At 40.1% G+C, this 23,754-nt stretch carries 16 protein-coding genes; 5 read left to right on the plus strand and 11 right to left on the minus strand.

The window, feature by feature from the left end; translation table 11 throughout:
• Positions 1 to 126: 126 nt before the first annotated feature.
• From D1013_RS18265 to D1013_RS18280, 4 genes are all read left to right on the plus strand, one after another.
• Positions 127 to 1,161, plus strand: a complete 1,035-nt coding sequence (locus D1013_RS18265; protein WP_121850197.1) for an endonuclease/exonuclease/phosphatase family protein — start codon at positions 127 to 129, stop codon at positions 1,159 to 1,161.
• Positions 1,162 to 1,354: 193 nt separating this feature from the next.
• A complete protein-coding gene (locus tag D1013_RS18270; protein ID WP_121850198.1) occupies positions 1,355 to 2,431 on the plus strand; it encodes a hypothetical protein in 1,077 nt (358 codons plus the stop codon).
• A gap of 57 nt (positions 2,432 to 2,488) precedes the next feature.
• On the plus strand, positions 2,489 to 9,436 hold the full coding sequence (locus D1013_RS18275) for a BspA family leucine-rich repeat surface protein (protein ID WP_121850199.1): 6,948 nt from the start codon (positions 2,489 to 2,491) through the stop codon (positions 9,434 to 9,436).
• 6 nt (positions 9,437 to 9,442) lie between these two features.
• Complete coding sequence (locus tag D1013_RS18280) at positions 9,443 to 10,363, plus strand: PorP/SprF family type IX secretion system membrane protein (protein WP_225621408.1); 921 nt, start codon at positions 9,443 to 9,445, stop codon at positions 10,361 to 10,363.
• An 8-nt stretch (positions 10,364 to 10,371) separates the two neighbouring features.
• Here D1013_RS18280 and D1013_RS18285 read toward each other — a convergent pair whose 3' ends face one another.
• From D1013_RS18285 to mvaD, 4 genes are all read right to left on the minus strand, one after another.
• The gene (locus tag D1013_RS18285; protein ID WP_121850201.1) at positions 10,372 to 11,211 is read right to left on the minus strand and encodes a pseudouridine synthase; all 840 of its coding nucleotides are present in this window, start codon (positions 11,209 to 11,211) and stop codon (positions 10,372 to 10,374) included.
• Between the two features lie 86 nt (positions 11,212 to 11,297).
• Positions 11,298 to 12,203, minus strand: coding sequence for a geranylgeranylglycerol-phosphate geranylgeranyltransferase (locus D1013_RS18290; protein ID WP_121850202.1), 906 nt, complete (start codon positions 12,201 to 12,203; stop codon positions 11,298 to 11,300).
• Between the two features lie 52 nt (positions 12,204 to 12,255).
• Positions 12,256 to 13,194, minus strand: coding sequence for a mevalonate kinase family protein (locus D1013_RS18295; protein ID WP_121850203.1), 939 nt, complete (start codon positions 13,192 to 13,194; stop codon positions 12,256 to 12,258).
• A 228-nt stretch (positions 13,195 to 13,422) separates the two neighbouring features.
• Positions 13,423 to 14,508, minus strand: coding sequence for a diphosphomevalonate decarboxylase (mvaD, locus tag D1013_RS18300; protein WP_121850204.1), 1,086 nt, complete (start codon positions 14,506 to 14,508; stop codon positions 13,423 to 13,425).
• A gap of 89 nt (positions 14,509 to 14,597) precedes the next feature.
• Between mvaD and D1013_RS18305 the strand changes: the two genes are divergently transcribed.
• Positions 14,598 to 15,071, plus strand: a complete 474-nt coding sequence (locus D1013_RS18305) for a TspO/MBR family protein (RefSeq protein WP_121850205.1) — start codon at positions 14,598 to 14,600, stop codon at positions 15,069 to 15,071.
• Positions 15,072 to 15,083: 12 nt separating this feature from the next.
• Here the strand turns inward: D1013_RS18305 and D1013_RS18310 are convergent, their stop codons facing one another.
• The 7 genes from D1013_RS18310 to D1013_RS18340 all read right to left on the minus strand — a co-directional run bounded on the left by D1013_RS18310 (position 15,084) and on the right by D1013_RS18340 (position 23,588).
• Positions 15,084 to 15,623, minus strand: a complete 540-nt coding sequence (locus D1013_RS18310) for a DUF1697 domain-containing protein (protein ID WP_121850206.1) — start codon at positions 15,621 to 15,623, stop codon at positions 15,084 to 15,086.
• The gene (locus tag D1013_RS18315) at positions 15,620 to 16,891 is read right to left on the minus strand and encodes a BaiN/RdsA family NAD(P)/FAD-dependent oxidoreductase (protein WP_121850207.1); all 1,272 of its coding nucleotides are present in this window, start codon (positions 16,889 to 16,891) and stop codon (positions 15,620 to 15,622) included. The genes D1013_RS18310 and D1013_RS18315 overlap by 4 nt, the downstream gene beginning before the upstream one ends.
• Positions 16,891 to 17,643, minus strand: coding sequence for a glycerophosphodiester phosphodiesterase (locus tag D1013_RS18320; RefSeq protein ID WP_225621407.1), 753 nt, complete (start codon positions 17,641 to 17,643; stop codon positions 16,891 to 16,893). Before D1013_RS18320 ends, D1013_RS18315 begins: the two co-directional genes overlap by 1 nt.
• Complete coding sequence (locus D1013_RS18325; RefSeq protein WP_121850208.1) at positions 17,643 to 19,424, minus strand: alpha-amylase family glycosyl hydrolase; 1,782 nt, start codon at positions 19,422 to 19,424, stop codon at positions 17,643 to 17,645. The genes D1013_RS18320 and D1013_RS18325 overlap by 1 nt, the downstream gene beginning before the upstream one ends.
• Before the next feature lie 36 nt (positions 19,425 to 19,460).
• On the minus strand, positions 19,461 to 21,770 hold the full coding sequence (locus D1013_RS18330; protein ID WP_121850209.1) for a maltose phosphorylase MdxK: 2,310 nt from the start codon (positions 21,768 to 21,770) through the stop codon (positions 19,461 to 19,463).
• Between the two features lie 105 nt (positions 21,771 to 21,875).
• On the minus strand, positions 21,876 to 22,529 hold the full coding sequence (gene pgmB, locus D1013_RS18335; protein WP_121850210.1) for a beta-phosphoglucomutase: 654 nt from the start codon (positions 22,527 to 22,529) through the stop codon (positions 21,876 to 21,878).
• A gap of 30 nt (positions 22,530 to 22,559) precedes the next feature.
• On the minus strand, positions 22,560 to 23,588 hold the full coding sequence (locus D1013_RS18340) for a LacI family DNA-binding transcriptional regulator (RefSeq protein WP_121850211.1): 1,029 nt from the start codon (positions 23,586 to 23,588) through the stop codon (positions 22,560 to 22,562).
• Positions 23,589 to 23,754: the final 166 nt, after the last annotated feature.

Genomic DNA, 23,754 nt, shown 5'->3' on the forward strand with positions numbered 1-23,754 from the left:
ATTGTGGTATCTTATTTTTCCGATTTTACAATGGGTTAAACTTCCTGTAAGAATTATTCCCTATTTTTAGTTTCGAACATGAAAGGCGTATTTCGACAAGAAATATTGTCTACAATCTAAATCGATATGAAACTAAAGGTGGCAGAGTATAATATGGAGTGGATGAAAAATCTGTTCGTTAACGGAATTCCTGTCAACGTTCCTCCTCCTGTAGGAAAACCTGAAAGCGATTGGAACGAGCAAGAACGATTGACCATGAAAAGTCAGCGATTGATTTCCGTTCTCGCCCATTTAGATGCAGATATTGTAGCTGTGGTAGAAGGGCCAGACACCCTTGCCAATGGAACCAAAACAGCTAAGGCGCAACTTGAACTTTGGATGACCACCTTTGGCCTTACCCAAAGAAATTACAAGGTAGTTCAAGGCTATACCTCTCGTGGGCAGCAAGAACTATGCGCTATTTACGATGCTGACAAACTTATTCTAGAGCATACCCCGGAAGGTAAAAATAGTTTCGACGAACCTTTTTTGGCCGATACTTTGGAACAAAGTATTAAAGAACAGTATGAGCATTTTAGGCCTCCCGTAGAACTCACCGTGAAGGATAAGGCTAGCCCGGGTAAACTCTTTAAAATGATTATTGCCCACGCCAAATCGAAAGGTATTTTCAACCATGTCGATTACGCCAGATACGAATATCTATCCAACCTCAACCGAAGAAAATTGTATGCAGAGTGCATGCACATGCGCGAACGAGTTGATCAATGGATAAACGAGGGTGATAAGGTTCTGGTAACCGGAGATATAAATGACGGTATGGGAAGCGACTTCTACGAAAACCGATTTGGTAAAAGTGCCATTGAAATATTATTGGGTAGTGTCTATGAGCCCGAACTAATTTTAAAAAGCGCCTTGGGAAAGCCCAAATTGGGAAAATACGGATGGTCACCAAGTTCAAGTTCTTTTACGGATACCATTACTAAAAATTGGTTCACCGTACTCATTGATCATATTTTGGTCAGCCAAGATATCAAAATCGACTCAGGCGCGGTTCTCAACCCATATTCCGAACCCCATAAGTCCGATTTAAGCCAAGAACTCAAAGATGCTTTAAAGAAGGCTTCAGACCATTTCCCGGTAATCGTTGAGATTGAAGTGTGAGAAGTATTCACTTCAACAGGTTTTCTGCACCGTTAAACGTTAATTAATTTAACATTCAACTTCATTTTTCTCTCGTCACACTATGATTACCAAGTAGTTCACAACAAAAATTTTAACAAAGTAGGGCTCCCCTATATTTTTGATGGTATAGTGTTTAAATAAATACCAATACGCATACCAAGCTTCCCTACGCATGAAAAATCTTATTGCTCCCCTTCTTATTCTTCTTATCGTAAGTTGTAGTACCGATTCATTAGAACCGTTAGATCAAGAAATTTCAGAAAAATCGCTTTCTGATTCCAATGTTCAAGAAAACAGCGATAATGAAGATCAGGAGGTTGATTCTGAAAATCAGAACACGGCACCTGCTCTCGCTTTACAGTCTTATCTTATCAATGAACATTCGGCTGTAGAGACTTCAATAGGCTTTATACAGGCAAACGATGAAGATGGTGATGACATCATATTCTCAATAGAATCAGAGGCCGATATTATCATTGATGAGCATACGGGAGAAATTAAAGTAGGCCCTAATCTCAAACTTGATTTTGAAACTATCAATAGTCTTGAGTTTACTGTTTCAGCATTTGATGGAAGCACTACTTCCCATGGTAATTTCAGTTTAAACGTTATAGATGTTGATGAGATCACTTTACTAAACGAAGCGGAAAAAGATTTGATAACCTATTTTCAACATTTGGTTTTTTGGAAAGGCCATGCCAACACTCCAGTGGAAAGAAATCAAAAGTGGGCGGTTCCGTTACGACTAAATTTGGCCGGTACGATTTCAAACAATTTTTCTCAGGTAGTCAATGAAGTTATCAGTGAATACAATACCATATTCAATGGCAATTTTACTATTTCTCTAGCTGAGACCGAAGAACTGGCCAATGCAGAGGTTTTTTACGGTACCAAAGAAGAACTTGAAAGCCATTGGCCCGATATGCATCAAATCGTCAAAGATGGTGACTACCACGGCTATGCGATTACACCTTCCAGTAGTTATATTTTATCCGATTCTAGAATCTGGATTTCTAATGAGGCTTCCGTTCTCTTTAAACATGAATTGGGCCATGCTTTAGGCTTTGGTCATTCCGATAAGTGCGAAGAAGAAAATAGTTTTCTCTGCTCACAGATAAGTGTCGAGAACAAGATTCTATCCGAAGAAGAAAAAATTCTAAGATACGCATATCATTCTAAAATTGAAGAAGGGCTCACTGAAAGTGATATCGAAAAGATTTTAGCCGATATACTTATCAACGAGCAGTAGACCAATCCTGCATCCATTCCCATCCATATTTTATTGACTACCCAATCTAACCATACCATGGCAAAACGACTTTTTTCTATAGTATTGAATAGCCCAATTAGTAGTTTTAACCGCAACATTTCTCTACAAAGAGCCCTAGCTCAGCACACTAAAAAAACAATCAAAAGTCTTTTGGCTTTTATGCTGCTTTTTTGCGGATTGAGTATTCAGGCACAATCTTTTCGCTCTATATGGAACACCAATAACATAGAATCAGGCTCTTCTGCCAATAATCAGATAACCATACCTACCAACCCAGCTTATACCATATATAATTACAATGTTGATTGGGGAGATGGTAACACCGATACTGGTGTAACAGGAAATATTACTCATGATTACACGACCCCCGGAACTTATACTATTGAAATCAGCGGCTCTTTTCCATCTATATATTTTAATGATGAAAATGCTAGCGATAAACTAAAAATTATAGAAATATTGGCTTGGGGTTCCATTCAATGGCAAACCATGGAGAATGCCTTTTTTGGTTGTGAGAACCTCAATTTTGACGCTATTGATTCACCGGACCTCTCTCAGGTTACTACGCTACAAAACATGTTCAATGGCTGTGAAGCCTTTAATGGTATTGTTAATAATTGGGATGTTAGCACTATAACAAACATATCAGGACTCTTTCAAGAATGTACCATTTTTAATAGGCCATTAGACTTATGGAATACGGCCAATATTATGGATATGTCTTACACCTTCCACAGAGCAAGAACCTTTAATGAACCCTTGGACAATTGGAATGTTGCATCTGTTACAGATATGGAGTATTTCTTATCCGAAGCTTCTTCTTTTAACCAAAACATTAATAATTGGAACATTTCAAATCTGACCAATTTAATTGGAACCTTTAGATACACAGGCAGTTTTAACCAGCCCTTAGACAATTGGAACGTTAGCAATATAACAGATCTTACCGGAACTTTTCAAGGCTCTGCATTCAATAGACCCATAAACAATTGGAACGTAAGTAATGTAGTTTCTATGGTAGCAACCTTTAGGGAATCCCAATTCAACCAGCCTTTAAACCTATGGGATGTGAGTAATGTAACTAATATGTCTCAGATGTTCCATAGAAATCGAACATTTGACCAATCCATAAATAATTGGAATGTTAGTAATGTTACGGATATGTCAGAGATGTTTGATGGATGGATTTGGGGAGCGGTCTTTAATCAACCTTTGGATAATTGGGACGTAAGTAATGTTGTGGACATGGAATACATGTTTAGAGAAAATTCTGCATTTAACCAAGACATCAGCATGTGGATTGTTAGTGGGGTAACCAACATGCGAGGTATGTTTGAAGAAAACCCAGCTTTTAATCAAAACATCGATAACTGGAACGTTAGCAATGTTACGAATATGAGTTCTATGTTTAATGAAGCAACAGCTTTCAATCAACCATTAAACTCTTGGGTCATTGGTAATGTTACAGAAATTGAGAGTATGTTCTTAGGTGCTATCTCATTTGACCAGCCTCTTAATAATTGGGATATGTCTGGCAAGACTAATCTTTCAAACATGTTTCAAAATGCCACATCTTTCAATCAAGATATTTCTGGTTGGAATGTGTCTGCTGTCACCAATATGTCAGGTATGTTCAATACCGCATCTGCATTTAATCAGAATTTGGCAGGTTGGGATATTTCAGCTGTATCTCAAATGAGCAATATGCTTTCAAACAGTGGTCTTTCTCAAGAAAATTACGACAACACTTTAATTGGGTGGGAAGGTCAAACTGTACAAAACAATGTAACGTTGGGCGCGAATGGCCTGCAATACTGCGATGCGCTCAACCAAAGACAAAGTTTAATCGATAATGACGGTTGGACCATCATAGGTGACAGTGTCAACTGTTCATATGTTCTCTGTACCGATATCACCATGCCGCATGCCAGCGATACGGCAACCCCAGCCAATAGCGATATAAGATGGGATCCCGCACCCAACGCCACTGGTTATAGGGTTACATTAGAGATTGAACGTGGTGGCATACGTAACTACGCCAGTATCGATGGCAATACGGCCAATAATTACGACGTAGGCAATACCGTTGGTCTAGATTTCACCAATGAATTTCAAGCGGGAGACACGGTTTACGTGACTGTGGTTCCCTACAATGATGAAGGGCCAGCTACAGGGTGTCAAGAAATCTCTTTCACTGTTGTTGAGAGTTGGGTCAATAGTCCTGATGCTTTTAAGATTACCATTGATACAAGAAACTTAGATAGCAATTCAACAAATGCAAACCAATACAGACTTGAGCTTAACGACGGTTATCCTGATTATTTAAGTTACGATTTCAATATAGATTGGGGCGATGGTCAATACAATAACAATGTTAACAGCGATATTACCCATACTTATCTAAACCCGGGTGTTTACACCATAGCGATTATCGGTGATTTTCCTGCCTTCTATCATTCATCTTCGAATAGAGACAATTTAAAACTCATATCAATGGATCAGTGGGGAACGCAGGTCTGGGAAAGCATGCAACAGACATTCTATTTCTGTGAGAATATGGAATACAATACTACTGACGATCCTATTCTAAGCAATGTTACGAGTATGCAAAGTATGTTCAGAAGGGCTTCATTGTTCAACACCGATATCAATCATTGGAATGTTAGCAACGTCACCAATATGAACTCTATGTTCTACCAAGCTTACACCTACAATCAACCTATGGATTCTTGGAATGTAAGCAACGTTACATCCATGAGCAATATGTTTGACTCGGCTTTAGATTTTAACCAGAATATTAATAATTGGGATGTTTCTTCTGTCACCAACATGAGCGGTATGTTTGGTAATACAGACAATTTTGATCAACCCTTGAACAATTGGGATGTTGGCAATGTCACCTCAATGCGCCAAATGTTTGTGCGTTCTGAAGTTTTTGATCAGCCCATTGGCAGTTGGAATGTGTCTTCAGTGCTTGACATGCATGAAATGTTCTATAGCGCAGAAGCGTTCAATCAAGATATTGATAGTTGGGATGTCTCTTCTGTGACTCAAATGAGCGGTATGTTTCATAATGCGGCCGCATTCAACCAACCTCTGAACAGTTGGGATGTTGCATCGGTGACTACCATGCAGTCAATGTTCAACAATGCTAATGCATTCAACCAACCCATAGATAACTGGAATGTGGCCCAGGTGAACAATATGAACAGTATGTTCAATAGTGCCGATGCTTTTGACCGGAATATCAATTCATGGAATGTTACCAATGTAACCGATATGGCGTCAATGTTCAACTACGCCCAAGCTTTTAACCAACCTTTAAATAGTTGGGACGTGAATTCAGTCGTTAATTTGAGCCGCATGTTCCGTGGGGCAGTGTCGTTTGACCAACCCTTGAATAATTGGGATGTGAGTGCCGTGGCCAACATGAGTAATATGTTCGAAGAGGCAATAATTTTCAACCAATCTTTGAACACATGGGATACCAGTTCGGTAACCTTGATGCCTTCGATGTTTGAAGATGCCGCACTGTACGATCAAGAAATGAATGATTGGGATGTTGCCGTGGTCACTAATTTTGATTCTATGTTTCAAAATGCCGAGGCTTTTAACCGTCCGTTAAATAATTGGAATACGGGAGAGGCTCAAAATATGGCAGAAATGTTCTATGGCGCTACATTATTTGACCAAGATATTGATAATTGGAATACCTCTTTTGTAACCACAATGTTTCAAATGTTCAGAGAAGCCGCAGCTTTTAATCGGTCATTAGATTCATGGAACGTCGCATCGGTTACCACAATGCAAGGCATGTTCCAAAACGCAACAAGTTTTAATAGCTCTATCAACAACTGGAATGTTCGGGCGGTATCCACCATGCAAGACATGTTCAGGAGCGCCACTAGTTATAACCAATCGTTGAACAATTGGCGTGTTACCAATGTCGGCAATATGGATCGAATGTTCAACGGGGCCACTGCGCTTGACCAATCTTTTGATCAATGGCTGATAGGTACGGTTTCAATGCGAGATATGTTTCATGACGCTACCGCCTTCAATCAGTACTTAGGGGATTGGAATGTTAGTAATGTTACCAACATGCAAGGTATGTTAGATGATAGTGCCTTAAGCAGAGAGAATTATGACAACACCTTGATAGCTTGGTCAGAACAAACTTTAACGCCAGGCATTACTCTTGGTGCCAACGCTTTACCTTATTGTGATGCGGTGGAGGAAAGGCAAGCTATGATAGACAGTTTTGGTTGGACTTTTTCCGGTGATGTTCTAGACTGCCCCATCCCTGAATGCACACAGCTGGCCGCACCCCTGAATGGCGATGTAGACGTACCGGTAAACACTAATATAACGTGGGATCCTTCGCTTTACGCTCGCGAATATAGATTAACAGTTGGCACAACGCCTGGGGGCAACGATATCGTGAATAATGAAACTATTGTCAATGAAACTTTTTATGAATTCTCATCTGACTTCACAGGTGGTGAAACGGTCTATGTTACCCTAATTCCATCCAACGAAAATGGTGATGCCGTTGGTCCGTGTACAGAAGAGAGTTTCACCGTAACTACAACACCGGCCACCGTACCTGATTGTACGACCATGAACCTACCAGTGAATGGGGCTACAGATGTAGCAGTAGATACCGATATTAGTTGGAATATTATTAGTAATGCCGATGGGTATCGATTAAATGTAGGTACTACGACCGGGGGAACAGATATAGTAAACAATGAAGATCTCGGTAACGTTACAGAATATGAGTTCATTACCGATCTACCAGAAAACGTTGAGATTTTTGTCACTATTGTTCCTTACAACGATCAGGGTGACGCCTCAGGCTGCGGAGAAGAATCGTTTATTACCGAATTCATTCCGGTACCACCCCTGTGCACTAGTCTTTCAAGCCCCGCGAACGGAGCTGTAAACGTTGCCATTGATACCGATTTAAGCTGGAATACCGTTGCAGATGCCACCGGTTATTTGGTAAGTGTAGGTACTACTGCCGGGGGTATAGAAGTAGTAAATAATATTGATGTTGGTAATGTAACTACTTACTCGTTCGATTATGATTTACAGGATAATCGAACCTACTACGTTCGTATTATTCCATATAATGCCATTGGAGATGCTAGTGGATGTTCGGAAGAAGAATTTACTACAGGCACTGGAACTTTAAGTGACCCGCCTAACTGTACCACATTAAGCGACCCGATCAATGGTGCTAACGATGTTCCCGTTGGTGCGGATATCAGTTGGAATGCCGTTGCCAATACCGATGGCTATTACCTCACAATTGGCACCAGTTCTGGCGGTACTGATATCTTGAATGCCGAGGACGTTGGCAATGTCACTATGTATGACTTGGCAACAGATTTACCTGAGGCAACTCAACTATTTATAACTGTTGTACCATATAACGCCATCGGCAATGCCACTGGGTGTACGGAAGAAAGTTTCACAACAGAAACTCTGCCAGCTGCTCCAAACTGTACCATCTTAAACAGCCCGTCAAACAATGCTGTTGATGTTTCCGTTTCTACCCAACTATCATGGGATGCCGTAAGCGATGCAGATGGTTATTACTTAACAGTAGGCACCATTAGTGGTGGAAATGACATATTGAATGCAGAAGATACAGGTAATGTCAATTCATACGATTTGGCTGACGACCTCCCGGAAAGTACTGAAATATTTGTAACTATTGTACCCTATAATACCGTGGGTAACGCCACCGGGTGTATTGAGGAATCATTTACCACAGAAGCCTTACCTACCGCACCTGTATGCACTCAATTGAGCAATCCACTTAACGGCGCAACGGAAGTTTCCATTTCAACCCATCTAAACTGGAATTCAGTGTCAAACGCTGATGGTTATTATGTTACTGTCGGCACGATTTCTGGTGGCAGTGATATTTTAGATGGAGAAGATGTAGCTAGCACTTCTTTTGACCTAGCTACAGATTTGCCGGAAAACACACAGATATTTGTAACCATCGTACCCTACAACGGTGTAGGCGTTGCAGTTGGTTGTACCGAAGAATCGTTCACTACCGAGGTCATGGGGGCTGCTCCTAATTGTACAGCTTTAACGAGCCCCACAAACGGAGAAGCTAATGTTTCAATCTCAACCAATTTAATATGGGCTTCAGTGAATAATGCTGATAGCTATTATATTAATGTTGGCACTTCTACCGGTGGTACAGATATTTTGAACAATGAATTAGCAAGCACAAATACAATAGCACTCTCTAATAATTTACCTGAAGGCACCGAGATATTCGTTACCATCGTTCCTTTTAATGGCAGAGGCAATGCTTTAGGGTGTATTGAAGAGTCCTTTACTACTGAGACTTTTGAAACTGTTCCTGATTGTACTTCTATTATTGTACCTGAAAATGACCAATTTAATGTGCATGTTGATACTGAGTTTGTTTGGAATTCCATATCAAACGCTGATGGCTACTACCTTAGTTTGGGCTCTAGTGCTGGAAGTCATGATATTTTAGATAGTGAAGATGTTGGTATCTTAACCTCTTATACACCGGCTCAGCCCTTGCCTTATGACCGAGATATTTTCGTTTCTATTGTAGCATATAACGCTCAAGGCAGTGCCATTGGGTGTACCGAAAGTAGCTTTACCACCCAAGAGGAACCGGAAGAGGAAAAGTTGGAGACACTTTATGGCTTTTCTCCCAATGGAGATTTCATAAATGACGTATGGTCTATAAACGGTATAGAAGCCTACCCTGAAAATACGGTAAGTATTTTCAACCGATGGGGAGATTTGGTATTCTTTATTTCCGGATATGACAATAATGCGAATGTGTTTAAAGGAGAGGCCAATCAAAAAACCAAGATCGGGGCCGGTGAACTACCGGCAGGCACCTATTTCTTTAAGATTACTTTACCGGAAAACCACAATTTGAAGGCTACTCAAGGATTTGTAGTTATTAAAAGATAAATAACCATGACCAAAAAACTGACCTACTCTTTATTCATTCTTGTTCTCTGTGTAGTGACGAATCTCAGTGCCCAACAGACGGCTGTTTTCTCCGAATACAATTACAACCCTTTTTTGATTAATTCCGCATATGCGGGGATGCTTTCAGGCACCGAACTAAGTGCCACACATTCCGGGTTTATCAGTGAGGTTACCGGTAGCCCCAGAACTCTATCGTTGACCATTAATTCGCCTTTAAGGGATGGCAAGGTTGGTCTGGGAGCGGGCTTTCTGCAAGATGAGGTCGGCGTCAGCAAAAACAGCACCTTTTTTGCTGCCTATTCATACAAAATCTTTTTTGATTTTGAATCCAACAGGCCCTACTGGCAGTTGTACCAGCCGGGAGTTCTTTCTTTCGGGATCACTGCAGGGCTGCAACAACATAAAGAAGACTTATTATCCCTCGGAATTATGGATGACCCGAACTTCTCCGAGAATATAAACGCCTCTGTTCCTACCATAGGGGTTAGCTTTCTTTTTAACCACGCTCAGTTTTTCGCTGGTGTTTCGGCACCCAATGTGGTAGGGGATAAATTGGCATCAAGAGATGACCTAAACCTTTCAAATCCTATTTATGGTTATTTTGGTTACCGGTTCTTCACCAGCATTTTTGAAGAGGTAATGATCAAACCCAACGTACTTTTAAAACATGAGGGAGGAGCTCCTTTACAAGCAGATTTCAATATCGCGGCAAGCTTTAAGAACAAAGTTGAAGTTGGTGTAGGTTACCGAACCAGCTCATCTATAAACCTTTTGGCAGGAGTATACTTGCTTAAAAATTTACGCTTTATATATAATTACAATATAGCCTTTAAAGAAACCCCGTTTGGCAATACCCATGGGCTGGCGCTAAGTTATCTTTTTGGCGATGGTTATCAAATTGATTGAAAAACCAATCAATTAATCATCTTTAGGTTCGCCAATTCCTGTTCGGTCAGATATCGCCAATGCCCTCTAGGCAGGTCTTTTTTGGTAAGACCGGCATAAACCACCCTGTCTATTTTTACAATTTCGTAGCCAAGGGTATCGAATATACGCTGTACGATATTGGTCCTGCTACTATAGATTTCCATGCCAATCTGTGTCTTTGGGGCATTATCTACAAAACTGACATCTTGAACCTTTACAACCTTTTCATCTACTGTAAGCCCCTCTTGCACTTTCTTTAGATCAGCGCTACGAAATGGCTTATCTAGCTCTATGTGAAATATCTTTCGCAATCCGTTCTTAGGGCGGCTCAGACGTTTGATCATTTCACCATCATTAGTGTATAGAATGAGGCCGGAAGCATCTTTACCAAGTTTACCGACAGGTTTCAGCTCAGCCCTAGAGGCCTTGGAAACTAAACCCAATGCCGTTCGTTTACCTTGTTGGGTACGGCCTGAGGTCGACAAACCTTTCGGTTTGTTCAATAAGACATATTCCCTTTTGATAGGATTCAATAACCTGCCTTCAAAACGTACTTCATCTTCTAGCTTGACCTTGTAGCCCATTTCGGTTACAGGTGTACCGTTCACTGTAATATTTCCTGCCGAAATATAAATGTCGGCTTCACGACGGGAGCAAATTCCAGAATTTGCAACATACTTGTTCAATCGTATCAAATTAGGATTACCTGGTTGAACCGAACCTTGATTCTTTACCGGTGCATTACCTCTTGAATAACTCTTCTTTCTAAACTTACCACCTTGTCTGCCCGATGCCCTTTTGTCATCGTTTGAACCCGACCTGTTCATATCTCTTTCTTTTCTGCAAAGGTAATCTTAATCTTCAAACTCCAATAAAACATGTCTTTGAACTACCTGATGCAGTAGAATAAGGCCTAAAAAATTCTATTGAGAACAAGATTAACATCAATCAAAAGTATGCTGAACACCCCCGCGACGATGATGAACTTGATGATATTATGAAGGCCGACATAATGAAGTTTGGTTTGCGCCTTCCATAGCATGGCAATCAATAGTATCAGCAATACGATACATCCTAAAAAATAAAAATGCATGTACCCTACATTGAAATATTCGGTCAACAAAAAAGCGGGAATCAATGCCAAAAGAATAAGAGAACTTATACCTATTTTAGAAAACCTTTGCCCGTACAAAATGGGCACGGTTTTGTAGTTCTGGGCCATATCACCAGCGATATTCTCCAAATCCTTGATCATTTCACGAGCCAAAATCAGTACAAAGAGAAACATGGCGTGAACAAAAATGACGGCATCAAAATTTTTGTAGTAAACAAAAACTGCAAAAAAGGGCGTTATGGCCAGAGTAGACGATACGAAATTACCGATAAAGGGCAATCGTTTCAGCTTGTGCGAATAAAACCAAATGCCAAAAATATAGGCCGAAAAAAACAAAACCGCCTTAAAGGATACATAGCTTGCCGCAAAAGTGGCTAAAAAGTTAAGAACAAAATAAGTAGTTAGCTTAAACTGTTGCCCTACCAAGCGGTCGAGCATACTTTTTCTTGGCTTGTTTATAAGGTCTTTCTCGGCATCGTAAAAATTGTTAATTATATACCCGCTGGCAATGACCAATGCAGAAGAAAGTACTATCAAAAAAAGGTTCAAATCGAATACTACCTCCCTTAACGGCAAATCGGGTGCCAAAATATAGATAGAGGCCAAGTATTGGGCAAAAGCGATGACCAGTACATTATAGCCGCGCACCACCGAGAACAAACTCAACAACTTTAAAAGCAAGAGCTTATTTCTTCTGCTAAGCATGTAGAATTAAATTTTAGCGATAATTACGCTCAGAAATTTAGGGCTATTTTTCTTAGAAATTGTAAACTACCTCGAGATTGTAGTCTTGAAGCGATTTCTTGGCTTTTTCAATATCTTGGGTAAAGCCTAAGATATAACCACCTCCACCGGAACCACAAAGTTTTAGGTAATACTCGTTGGTTTCGATACCATGCTTCCAAAGTTCGTGAAACTTAGCGGGTATCATTGGCTTGAAGTTATCTAAAACTACATGGGAAAGTTGCTTGAGATTACCGAAAAGCGATTTAACGTCACCCTTCACGAAATCTTCAACACAGGCATCGGTGTGTTTGATGAACTGGTTTTTTAGCATACTTCGAAAACCTTCTTGTTTCATCTTCTCCATAAAAATCTGAACCATAGGGGCGGTCTCACCGGTAGAACCACTATCGAGTAAAAAAACAGCTCCTTTTCCATCTAGATTTTGGGCAGGAATACTTGTTGATTCAATATTATCTTGTGAATTAATAAGAATAGGAAGACTTAAATAACTGTTCAAAGGGTCTAAACCGGAAGATTTTCCGTGAAAGAAAGATTCCATTTTACCAAAAATGGCCTTTAGCTTCAACAATTTTTCCCTCGTAAGATTTTCAAGCACTGTTATTTTATCAGTGGCATACTTATCGTATATGGCCGCTACCAATGCACCACTACTTCCGACGCCATAACCTTGAGGTATAGAACTATCGAAATACATGCCTGAGGCAACATCTTCTTTCAAGGAATCAAAATCAAAAGACACAAGATCAGGACTATTCTTATGTACCATTTCTAGGTAGCCGATGAATTCGCGAAGACTTCTATTTGATTTCTGAGCGGCCTCCGATGCATTTTCATCCATCTTTAAAGCGCCTTTGAAAAAATTATAAGGAATTGACAAGCCCTTAGAATCTTTAATGATTCCGTACTCTCCGAAGAGAAGAATTTTAGAATAAAATAATGGTCCTTTCATGGTATGGTCTAAAGGAATGATGCAAAAATACTAAATAAACTGTTCATTGTTCTGTTTCAAGGCCTTAACCTCATCTTTTGAGATAGAATTAATTGTAAATGAGCGCTTTTAGAGGTGAACGAGATACTCGCAAAACCTCAACGGAACAATTTATTCATTGGTATATACGAGACTTTAATTTTTTCGGATTTTAAAACCTATCTATTCTCGCCATTCGCCATTTGCACACTAAATATATTTCGCTGCGCCTTCGCCAACATGGTCATTTATGTATTGACCGTTCTGACAATATTTCGAGAGCTCATCAGCAATAAAAGTTTTCACCTCTACACTCTCAGAATCAGGATATAAAAGGTGAACATTCGCCCCTGCGTCTAAGGTAAAACAGATATTTAATCCGGTAGCCTTTCGAAATTTCCATATACTTTCAATGATGCGCAGTGTATTCGGCTTCATTAAAATATAATAAGGTTGCCCGGTCATCATAACGGCATGCAGAGTCAAGGCTTCACTTTCAACAAGCTCAACAAACCGCTTTAAATCTCCAGTTTGCAATATTTCCTTTAAAGAATTGAGATTGGCGTGCGCTTGTTTGAAGCGATTTTCGGCAAAGGGATGACCCTCCATTAAAGAATGCCCCGCGGTACTACTAACCGTTTTCTCGCCTTTATCGACCAACAAGATGGTGTCTCTGTATTTACGAAAAATATCGTGGATTTGGTAAGGGTAGGAAATGCCCACCAAATCATCACTCCCAATAATATTCTTGTGCTCCCCCCATTCGACCAACGGTCCCTCAATACTTCTACAAGCGCTTCCTGAACCTAACCTAGCCAAGAAAGAGGCCTTTTTCTTTAAAAAATCGCTCGTCATCGTTTGATCAATAGCGCTTTCAAAATCTACAATACATAACGCCAAGGCCGACATGCCACTGGCCGAAGATGCAATACCACTGCTATGAGGAAACGAGTTGGAGCTTTCAATAACCAAATGATATTCCTTTAGAAAAGGAACATATTTCTCAATACGACCAAAAAAGGTTTCGATTTTCGGTTTGAAATCTTCTTTGGGGGCTCCCTCGAACAAGAACTCGAACGACCAGTGGGCAACCTGCTCATCCAGCTTTTTAAAAGTAACCGAGGTTGTAGTCGCACAATTACTCAGGGTAAAACTTATGGAGGGGTTTGCCGGAATCTGATTTGGTTTTTTACCCCAGTATTTTACCAATGCGATATTACTGGGTGAACGCCACCCTACCTTCGCCTCTTTTGGGTAGTCGGTATAGGATGACGGAATAAATTCTACCTCTGACATTTTTGTCGATTTTGTGCAAAGATACTTTTTAGCCGGCAGCCACAAAGCCAATAAATAAATTGTTAACTTAGATTTGAAAACCACCCGAATTGAAAAGCAAAATACTTCATATTGCCTATGCTGTGGGCATCTGCCTTGTTATCGGGCTTTTGGGAAGTTTTGTAACCCAGACCTCGGTCAATGATTGGTACCTTACCCTCAACAAGCCTTTTTTTACCCCGCCCAATTGGTTATTTGCGCCAGTATGGACCTTGCTTTATATTTTAATGGGAATTGCCGCCGGAATAGTATGGACCAAGGGATTCTATCATTTATGGGTAAAGACCGCATTGTACCATTTTGTCTTTCAACTTCTATTGAATGCCTCATGGAGCATCGTATTCTTCGGACTAAAAGAGCTATTCTGGGCCTTGGTGGTCATTGTATGCCTGCTTATACTCTTAATTTTTACCATACGTTGGTTTAAAGTTGTAAGCAAGACAGCGGCCTGGTTGCTAATACCGTATTTCATCTGGGTCTGCTATGCCACACTTCTTACTTACAAAATTTGGGAAATGAACTAATACAGGCTCAAATTATAACTCTCCGGCCAACTCGTTCATCTTCAGCATCGTTTTGTGGTTTCGTGTCGTGGCCTCTACTTTCAGCTTTCTTTCAATGAGGTTATTATTGAGTTTAGCTTTACCATAACCAGCGTTACAGCTCAAATAAACACATTCGTTTGTGATGTGAAAATTTTCATTTTCAAAAACCTCTTGTTCAAATGCTTTCTTTAATTCTTCGGACGGAGCTTCCTTTAAAAGCACATAATAAAGCCTTGCCTTATCTTGACTATCTAGAAAAGGATTATTTTGAACAACATCTTCTATATCTGTCTTTAACTGAACCAGTACAGGAACCTCAAACCCGAACTCTGTTAGTATCGTTTTCCTTATGAGCTTTTCAATCTCTTCCTTTTCAACCTCCTGATAGGAAAAAAAGATATTTCCGCTCTGAATATAGGTGCCGACGTCAGAAAGGCCACTTTTGGAAAGAACTTCTCGCAGTTGAGCCATGGGTAATTTCTTTTGCCCACTGACATTTACACCCCGTAGAAATGCAATATACTTTTTCATTTAAACTCATTTGCTATGGCATTAGCGACCATATAACCGCCCGTCCAGGCGTTTTGAAAATTGAACCCTCCGGTGATAGCATCCACGTTAATAACCTCCCCAGCAAAATACAAACCTGAATGCACCTTGCTTTCGTAAGTCTTAAAGTCAAGCTCTTTTAAATTAACGCCGCCGGCGGTGACAAATTCTTCCTTAAAAGTACTTTTACCTTCTATCTTGAGCTCACACTCGGTAAGTTGGGCGGCCAAAGCTTCCAAATGTTCTTTTTTGATATCTGCCCATTTATCGGCAGCACTTATTCTAGCGGCTTTAGCCAGATTGACCCAAAGTCTCCTGGGCAGGTCGGTCGCTTTGGTACGGTGAACGGTCTTCTTGCCCTCTACTCTCTTAACTTCCATTAGCAAACCTAAGATACCCTCAAAATTGTATTCAGGTAGCCAATTGATTCTCACTTTAAAATGATAGGCCAGTTTATGAAGAATCTTTGCACCCCATGCCGACAACTTTAGAACCGCAGGCCCGCTCAAACCCCAATGGGTAATCAACACTGGGCCTTCTGACACTAATAAGGGCTTTCGCGCCTTCTGACTTTTCAATCGCACTGAAACTTTCGTATCGCTCAATCGATTTTCAAATACCTCAATAGTAGCCTCACTGCTAACCCCAGGTATACCACTTATTCTTTTGTCTTTACAATTGAAAGTGAACAGTGAGGGTACTGCTGGCTCTATCGAATGGCCCAACTGCTGTAGCAGTTTCCATATTTTAGGGTTGCTTCCCGTGGCGACCACCAATTTATCACATTGATAGGCATGCTTGATAGTAACTACTTGCCAACCGTTCGATACTTTTTTGATATCGGTTACGGCACTATGCTTCAACACTTTTACATTGAGCCGTTCAACTTCAGTAAGAAAACAATCTATAATTGACTGCGACGAATCGGAGACAGGAAACATTCGGCCATCTTCCTCAATTTTGAGCCTTACGCCCCTATTCTCAAAAAAGCCAACCGTGTCTCCACAGGCATAACTATGAAAAGGGCCCCTTAATTCTTTTTCGCCCCGTGGGTAGTTCTTTACAAGTTCATTAGGATCGAATTCGGCGTGCGTTACATTACATCTACCACCGCCCGAAACCTTCACTTTCGAAAGCACTTCTTTGCCTCGCTCTAAAATGGCTACTTTCAAATCGGGTCTGGCCTCCGCCAAATGAATCGCCGTGTAGAAACCGGCGGCCCCACCACCTACTACAATGACGTCATACATTAGTTTATTCTTTCAGGATAGTTCGTTATAATACCATCGACCCCGAATCTTTTCATTTTAATAATGTCTTGGGGTTCATTGACCGTCCAAGGATAAATTTTTAATCCGGCCTCTTTTAACTTCACATTATTTTCTGCGGTCAATTGTTTATAGCTGGGATTGACAGCCACTGCATTCAACTTTTTGGCTACCGGAATGGCATCAACAGGATCTTCCCCGGTCAGTACGGCAATCGCAATTTCTTTATTTACTTCCCTCATTTTCTCCAACTCATCCCATCTGAAGCTTGAAATGATAAAGTTTTGAAGCTTCCAACCATGCTGTTTAATATAGGATTCAACAATTTCATTGACCCGTTCTGATGTGTTGGCTCCTTTTAGTTCGATATTCAGGTCTACTTCAGCATCCATAACATCAAGAACCTCTTCAAGGGTAGGTATGGCGTGCCCTCCTTTCACAACCAATTTTCTTAGCTCTTCAAATGAAAAATCTTCTATGTGGCCTTTAGCATCAGTAAGCCTATCGACCGTATCATCGTGAAATACGACCACCTCGCCATTCTTTAGCTTAAAAACATCTATTTCGATCATATCGACCTTCAACGCGATGGCACTTTTAATCGACGCTAGCGTATTTTCGGTTTCGTGCCCCATTGCCCCTCTATGACCTATAATAATCGGCTTCTTTTGCCCCATACAACTTGACAGAATAAATATTGAAAGAATAGATACCAAAAATAACTTACTGCTCATTAGCTATTTAATTTAAGAATAAATGATTCTAGCGGATTTATATCAACACGAACTTTAGCGGCGCCCTGCTTTATTTTTAACTGCTTCTTTGCACCATATAGCATATCGAGCAATTCGTACTCACCATCTTGCAGCCCCCATGTTTCTATCAAGTCGGGAGGTAACGCCAATTCGAAACCGAACCAATCACTTTCGTGAAAGTTGCTAACTATAATCAAACGCTCGTCGTTCTGCCATCGGACATAAGAAAGCACATGATGGTTATAGAATTCTGTGTTGTCACGATTATAAAAGTGAATATCTTGGTAATCACCCATCAAAGCTTTACTGCGAATCGTAAAATTTAGCAGTTTACTATAAAAATCGCGTAAGTCAGCCTCCTGTTTTGACAACTGCCCGCCATCGAATTTTTTATCGTTTACCCAGCGCTGAAAATGGGGCACCCCGATATAGTCAAAAATAGAAGTTCGCGATGGGCTACCAAAACCTGCATTCTCGGCTGCGGGCTCACCCACCTCTTGTCCGAAATATATCATTAACGGAGCTGTTGTCATAGTGGCCGAAACGACCATGGCGGGTTTACCTTTTTCTGCATTTCCTGCGAACTCGGGGCTCGCTATACGCTGCTCATCGTGGTTCTCTAAAAAATGCAACAGGTGATGTTCGATATCTTGGGTGTTTCTTTTAACTACCGGAATATGATCCGACCACCCATGACCTTGCATGATATGCTTTAATGAATCGTACATTTCTACCTTGTCGTAGAGATAATCCATCTTACCCTTGTGAATATAATTTCTGTATTCATTCGGATTGTAGACTTCGGCCATTAAAAATGCATCCGACTTTTGCATTTTAATGTTCGAATTTAAATAGCTCCAGAATTCAACAGGAACCATTTCGGCCATGTCGTACCTAAAGCCATCAACACCCATGCTCAGCCAATACAGCGCAATATTCTTGAATTTAACCCAAGATGAGGGTACCGATTTATCCTTCCAAAAATCGAAATGGCCCTTATAGTCAATATGGGCGTAAGTATCGGGAAGTATATCAAAATCAACTTGTCCGTCAGGTCGAACCCCATAATTTATTTTTACCGTTTCATACCAATCATTAAAATCCGGTTGAGCTCTTCTAGATCCATTGCCCGTCCATTTGGCTGGGTTCTCTATATATTCACATTCGAAATCGGGCGATTGACCACCCAATGGCAAATACCCGTGTTGCCATTCAGGAACTTGAAATTCTTCTCCGGGTATGTAATAAAAATCATTATTGCGCTCATAGTCAACCCCAGTGTTATCGGAAGCTCCGAAAGGAGTATCTCCCTGTGGAGTCGATTGACCCTCATAATTTCTTGCCACATGATTGGGTACAATATCGATTATCACCTTTAAGTTGGCATTATGCGTTCTTTTGACCAATTGTTTGAACTCTTCTAAGCGCTGTGTAGGGTCATCGGCCAAATCAGGATTTACATTATAATAATCTTTAACCGCATAAGGTGATCCAGCACGCCCCTTAACTATTTCAGGGCAATCATTCGATATACCATACCCTGAATAATCATTGATAAGAGCATGGTGAGGGACCCCTGTATACCAGATATAGGTCGCCCCTAAATCGGATATTTGTTTTAAGGCCTGATCGGTGAAATCAGAAAATTTACCGACTCCATTCTCATCTATAGTACCCCAAGGTTTGTTATTGGTATTGGTATTGCCGAATAGACGTGTAAAAACTTGATAAACTACCTGCTTACCTTTTAAATTATTCATTTTCAATATGCTCAAATTTATAGCCCATCGGTAAGCTTAGGATGCTTTCGTTGGTACACCGGGTCGTAAATCAATTTCGGCATCATTATAAAGAATGGTCAAGGTATCATTACCCCTTAATTCAAATTCGGCGCCTTGTTTTCTTACCGAAACCTTAATGATATTGTTTCTAAAGTTAACCTTAAAAGAATAAGAAGACCACTGTTCCGGAATTTTTGGTTCAAAAGACAGTTGGTCGTTCTTGACACGCATACCCCCGAAACCTTCAACAATACTCATCCAAGTGCCGGCCATTGAGGTAATATGTAGCCCCTCTTCAACCTCTTTATTGTAATCGTCTAAATCGAGTCGGGAAGTTCTCAAATAAAATTTATAGGCCTGTTCCATTCTATCTAGCTTAGCCGCTTGAATACTATGTACACAGGGCGACAGAGAAGATTCATGAACGGTAAATGGCTCATAAAAATCAAAATGCTTTTGCAGCTCTTCGACACTAAAATGATCTTCAAAAAAATAAAATCCTTGAAGAACATCGGCCTGTTTGATATAGGGCGACCTAAGAATTCGATCCCAGCTCCACTTTTGGTTGATAGGTCTTTGGGCCGAAGGCAATTCGCTTACCGTTATCAATTGTTTATCTAGAAAGCCATCTTGCTGTAAGAACACTCCATTTTCTTCGGAATAAGGAAAGTACATATTCTTCGCTACCTTCTTCCATTGACTAACCTCACCATCAGTCAATTGGGTCTTTCCAACCACTCTCTTATAATCGTCTTTAAAACTATCTTGAACCTTTTCTAATTGAGCCACAGCAAAATCGATGCACCATTGTGCCAAATAATTGGTGTACCAATTATTGTTGACATTGTTCTCGTATTCGTTAGGACCTGTAACTCCTAAAATGACGTACTTGTTCTTCTGTTTGGAGAAATTGGCCCTTTGATACCAAAAACGGGCTATTCCTATAAGAACTTCCAGACCCATTTCCGGGATATAGGAGTAATCACCTGTAAACCTATAATAGTTGTAAATGGCAAATGCTATAGCCCCATTACGATGTATCTCCTCAAAAGTTATTTCCCACTCATTGTGACACTCTTCGCCATTCATGGTCACCATCGGGTATAAAGCGGCACCATTGCTAAAACCTAATTTTTGAGCGTTCTCAATAGCCTTTTCTAAATGATTATAGCGGTATTTTAAAAGATTTCGAGCCACCTTTTGGTTTTTGGTAGCCATGTAAAAGGGTATACAATAGGCTTCGGTATCCCAATAAGTACTTCCGCCATATTTCTCTCCGGTAAAGCCTTTCGGACCTATATTTAATCGCGAATCACGACCCAAGTAAGTTTGGTTAAGCTGAAATATATTAAATCTGATACCCTGTTGTGCCTTAACATCTCCTTCTATTGCAATGTCGCTCATCTCCCAGATATCTGCCCAAGATTGTTTTTGCTTTTTAAGGAGTTCATCAAAGCCCAGTTCAGAAGCTTTTGACAAAGTTTCTTGGGCTACTTTTACCAAATCTTTCCCGGGATGATTTCTATCTACAATGTAACCGCCAAATTTGTGAAGAGCAATGGTTTGCCCCTCTTTCAACACCTGAGAATACGAATGACCAACCCTCAATTCTCCTTTATCAATAGAAGGTTCTAGCTCCACCGTCTCCCCGTCAACAAAGAATGAAGCCTGCATAAAAGTGCAGGTTTTGAAATTGGTCTTCATGGTATGGGCCTCTATAAAAGCCTGATGATTCTCTGACTTGACCGACGTAGTTTCCCAAAACTTATCGTCCCAATTAGAATCTTCATTGGTAATACCGCTATCAATATAGGGCTCCATTTCAATTTCTAAATCAGTACCGAGAGCTGTTACGGTATATTCGATAGCCCCTACCTCATCAATATTCAAACTCAAAAACCGAAGAACATCGACCTTAATATGTGCGTCATTAGGCAAAACCGCTTTAAAGGACCTTTTATAAAGGCCTTCTTTCATATTGAGCTCCCTTTTAAAATCACTTACGTTTTTGCAGGTATTCAAGTCAAATACCTCACCATTAACCTTTATACCGACACCTATCCAATTAGGTGCGTTCAAAACCTTCGCAAAATATTCGGGATATCCATTCTTCCACCAACCTACACGGGTTTTATCAGGATAGTAGACTCCTGCAATGTAGCTACCTTGAAAGGTTTCACCAGTATAGGTCTCTTCAAAATTGGCTCTCTGCCCCATGGCACCATTGCCAAGACTAAAGATACTTTCAGAAGATTTAACCAAATCTTTATCGAACCCCTCTTCAATAATCGACCAAGAGTCCGGCTTTATATAATTTTGATTCATAAGATTTCAATTTTGATTGACGGGGCAGTCAAATTATTTGAGCACCAGATATTCTGAACCCAAACTACCTCGTAGGAAAAGCCAACTTCGTAAATTTCAGCATTATTACGAAATTAATCGATCTAAAAAATTGATATCTATTTCGGTGAAGTCATTAAAATTATAGTCTGCCTCAGAGAGAATTTTTTTATCGCCTATGCCAATACTGACCATTTCAGCATTATTGGCTGCCTCTATACCAGCGAGCGCATCTTCGAAAACGGCACAATCTTCGGGTGATACTCCCAAATTGCTGGCTCCTATCAAAAAAACCTCGGGATTTGGCTTTGCTTTGGTTACGCTGTTACCGTCAACCAAAGAATCAAAATAAGGCAGCAAAGAGACTTTCTCCAAAATTGCCTTTGCATTTTTACTGGCAGATCCTAATGCCAGAGGTATACCCTTAGATTTCAGATAAGAAAGAACTTTTGGAACATCTGGAAGTATTTCTGAGCTATCCATCTTTTCTATATAAGCCAGATAATCTTCGTTTTTTTCGATTAACCATCTCTCAAATTGCTCCGTGCTTGCGGTGAAATTTCCAATATCCAATAAGATTTCTAAACACCTTCTTCGACTTACGCCTTTAAAAAGTTCATTTTGCTCAAGGGTAAACTCAAAACCTAACTGATTAGCCAAATTTTTCCATGCCAAATAATGGTATTTGGCCGTGTCGACGATTACCCCGTCAAGATCAAAAATAAAAGCTTTGACACCCATAAGATTAGTCAGGTTAATAGTAAATCAAACTTAATTGATAGTAGATTCCCTATCAAGAATAGTAGCCTGTACAATTTCGGTACGATAGGTGTCTTCTATACTTCCTTCAGCTTCACTCTCTACCCTATCAATTAACATTTTGGCGGCAATCTCTCCCATTTTCACCCCGTGTTGGGCAACAACTGTCAGGGTAGGATTCGAGTATCTCGAAAGAAGTCCGTCTGTAAAACCGATAAATGATATATCCTCCGGAATCTTCATTCCTCTCTTTTTCGCAACAGAAATGCATTGTATAGCAAAAATTTCGTTGACGCTCAATATGGCATCTACTTTTGCTCGATCATAAAAATCTTCAATCATGCTTTCCTGAATATCATTATAAGGAAGAACCAATACCAAATCATTATCTACTTCCATACCATATTCATTTAGGGCCTGTCTATAGCCATCGGCTCGTTTTTCGCTTACATTGAAATAGCTTTCAGTAGTAGCTAAGGCAATACGCTTACGGCCTTCCTTCAATAATTTCTTGGTGGCCTCATAAGCAATTTCTTGGTCATTAAGTATAACCTTGTCGCACTCAAGCTCATCGGTAACCCTATCGAACAACACCAATGGTGTACCTTGGTCTACAACTTGTTTCAAATGGGTGATATCGTTCTTTTGCTGAGTCTCAGCCGAAAGTGACATAATAAAACCATCGATACTACCATTATTGAGCATCTCCATATTGATGACCTCTTTATCAAATGACTCATCGGAAACACAAATAATTACATTATAACCCTGCTCATTGGCATATTTTTCTATACCTCGGAAAACGGTCGTAAAAAAATGATGCACGATATCGGGAATAACTACTCCAATATTTTTTGTGCGCTTGTTTTTTAAGCTTACCGCTATATTATTTGGTTTGTAGTTGTAAAGCTTTGCAAAAGCTTGAACCTTCTCTTTCGTATCGTCACTTATCTCATCGCTATTCTTCAGAGCTTTAGAAACTGTAGAAATGGAAACCTCCAATTCACGCGCTATATGTTTTAAAGTAATCTTTTGTTTCATTCCCAAGGATTATTTCAAGCAAATTAATGTTAAAACTTTTAAATGTGCGAAAACGTTTTCTTTTTAACAAAATTTCGATTTCCATCAAATTCTAGTGAAAGTGTGAAATCGCTTCTAAAAACTGTTATCTTTGTTAAAGAATGCCAATTCTTCAATGAACACTCAT

It is taken from the genome of Euzebyella marina, from assembly GCF_003687485.1.
In the GTDB taxonomy this organism is placed as follows: Bacteria; Bacteroidota; Bacteroidia; order Flavobacteriales; family Flavobacteriaceae; genus Euzebyella; species Euzebyella marina.

Bases quoted from the DNA above. Each gene is read 5' to 3' on its own strand.
- D1013_RS18265 (WP_121850197.1), top strand. From the start codon at position 127: ATGAAACTAAAGGTGGCAGAGTATAATATGGAGTGGATGAAAAATCTG.
- D1013_RS18290 (WP_121850202.1), bottom strand. From the start codon at position 12,203: ATGCTTAGCAGAAGAAATAAGCTCTTGCTTTTAAAGTTGTTGAGTTTG.
- D1013_RS18320 (WP_225621407.1), bottom strand. From the start codon at position 17,643: ATGAGCAGTAAGTTATTTTTGGTATCTATTCTTTCAATATTTATTCTG.
- D1013_RS18310 (WP_121850206.1), bottom strand. From the start codon at position 15,623: ATGAAAAAGTATATTGCATTTCTACGGGGTGTAAATGTCAGTGGGCAA.
- D1013_RS18315 (WP_121850207.1), bottom strand. From the start codon at position 16,891: ATGTATGACGTCATTGTAGTAGGTGGTGGGGCCGCCGGTTTCTACACG.
- D1013_RS18295 (WP_121850203.1), bottom strand. From the start codon at position 13,194: ATGAAAGGACCATTATTTTATTCTAAAATTCTTCTCTTCGGAGAGTAC.
- D1013_RS18285 (WP_121850201.1), bottom strand. From the start codon at position 11,211: ATGAACAGGTCGGGTTCAAACGATGACAAAAGGGCATCGGGCAGACAA.
- D1013_RS18275 (WP_121850199.1), top strand. From the start codon at position 2,489: ATGGCAAAACGACTTTTTTCTATAGTATTGAATAGCCCAATTAGTAGT.
- D1013_RS18325 (WP_121850208.1), bottom strand. From the start codon at position 19,424: ATGAATAATTTAAAAGGTAAGCAGGTAGTTTATCAAGTTTTTACACGT.
- mvaD (WP_121850204.1), bottom strand. From the start codon at position 14,508: ATGTCAGAGGTAGAATTTATTCCGTCATCCTATACCGACTACCCAAAA.
- D1013_RS18270 (WP_121850198.1), top strand. From the start codon at position 1,355: ATGAAAAATCTTATTGCTCCCCTTCTTATTCTTCTTATCGTAAGTTGT.
- D1013_RS18280 (WP_225621408.1), top strand. From the start codon at position 9,443: ATGACCAAAAAACTGACCTACTCTTTATTCATTCTTGTTCTCTGTGTA.
- D1013_RS18330 (WP_121850209.1), bottom strand. From the start codon at position 21,770: ATGAATCAAAATTATATAAAGCCGGACTCTTGGTCGATTATTGAAGAG.
- D1013_RS18340 (WP_121850211.1), bottom strand. From the start codon at position 23,588: ATGAAACAAAAGATTACTTTAAAACATATAGCGCGTGAATTGGAGGTT.
- pgmB (WP_121850210.1), bottom strand. From the start codon at position 22,529: ATGGGTGTCAAAGCTTTTATTTTTGATCTTGACGGGGTAATCGTCGAC.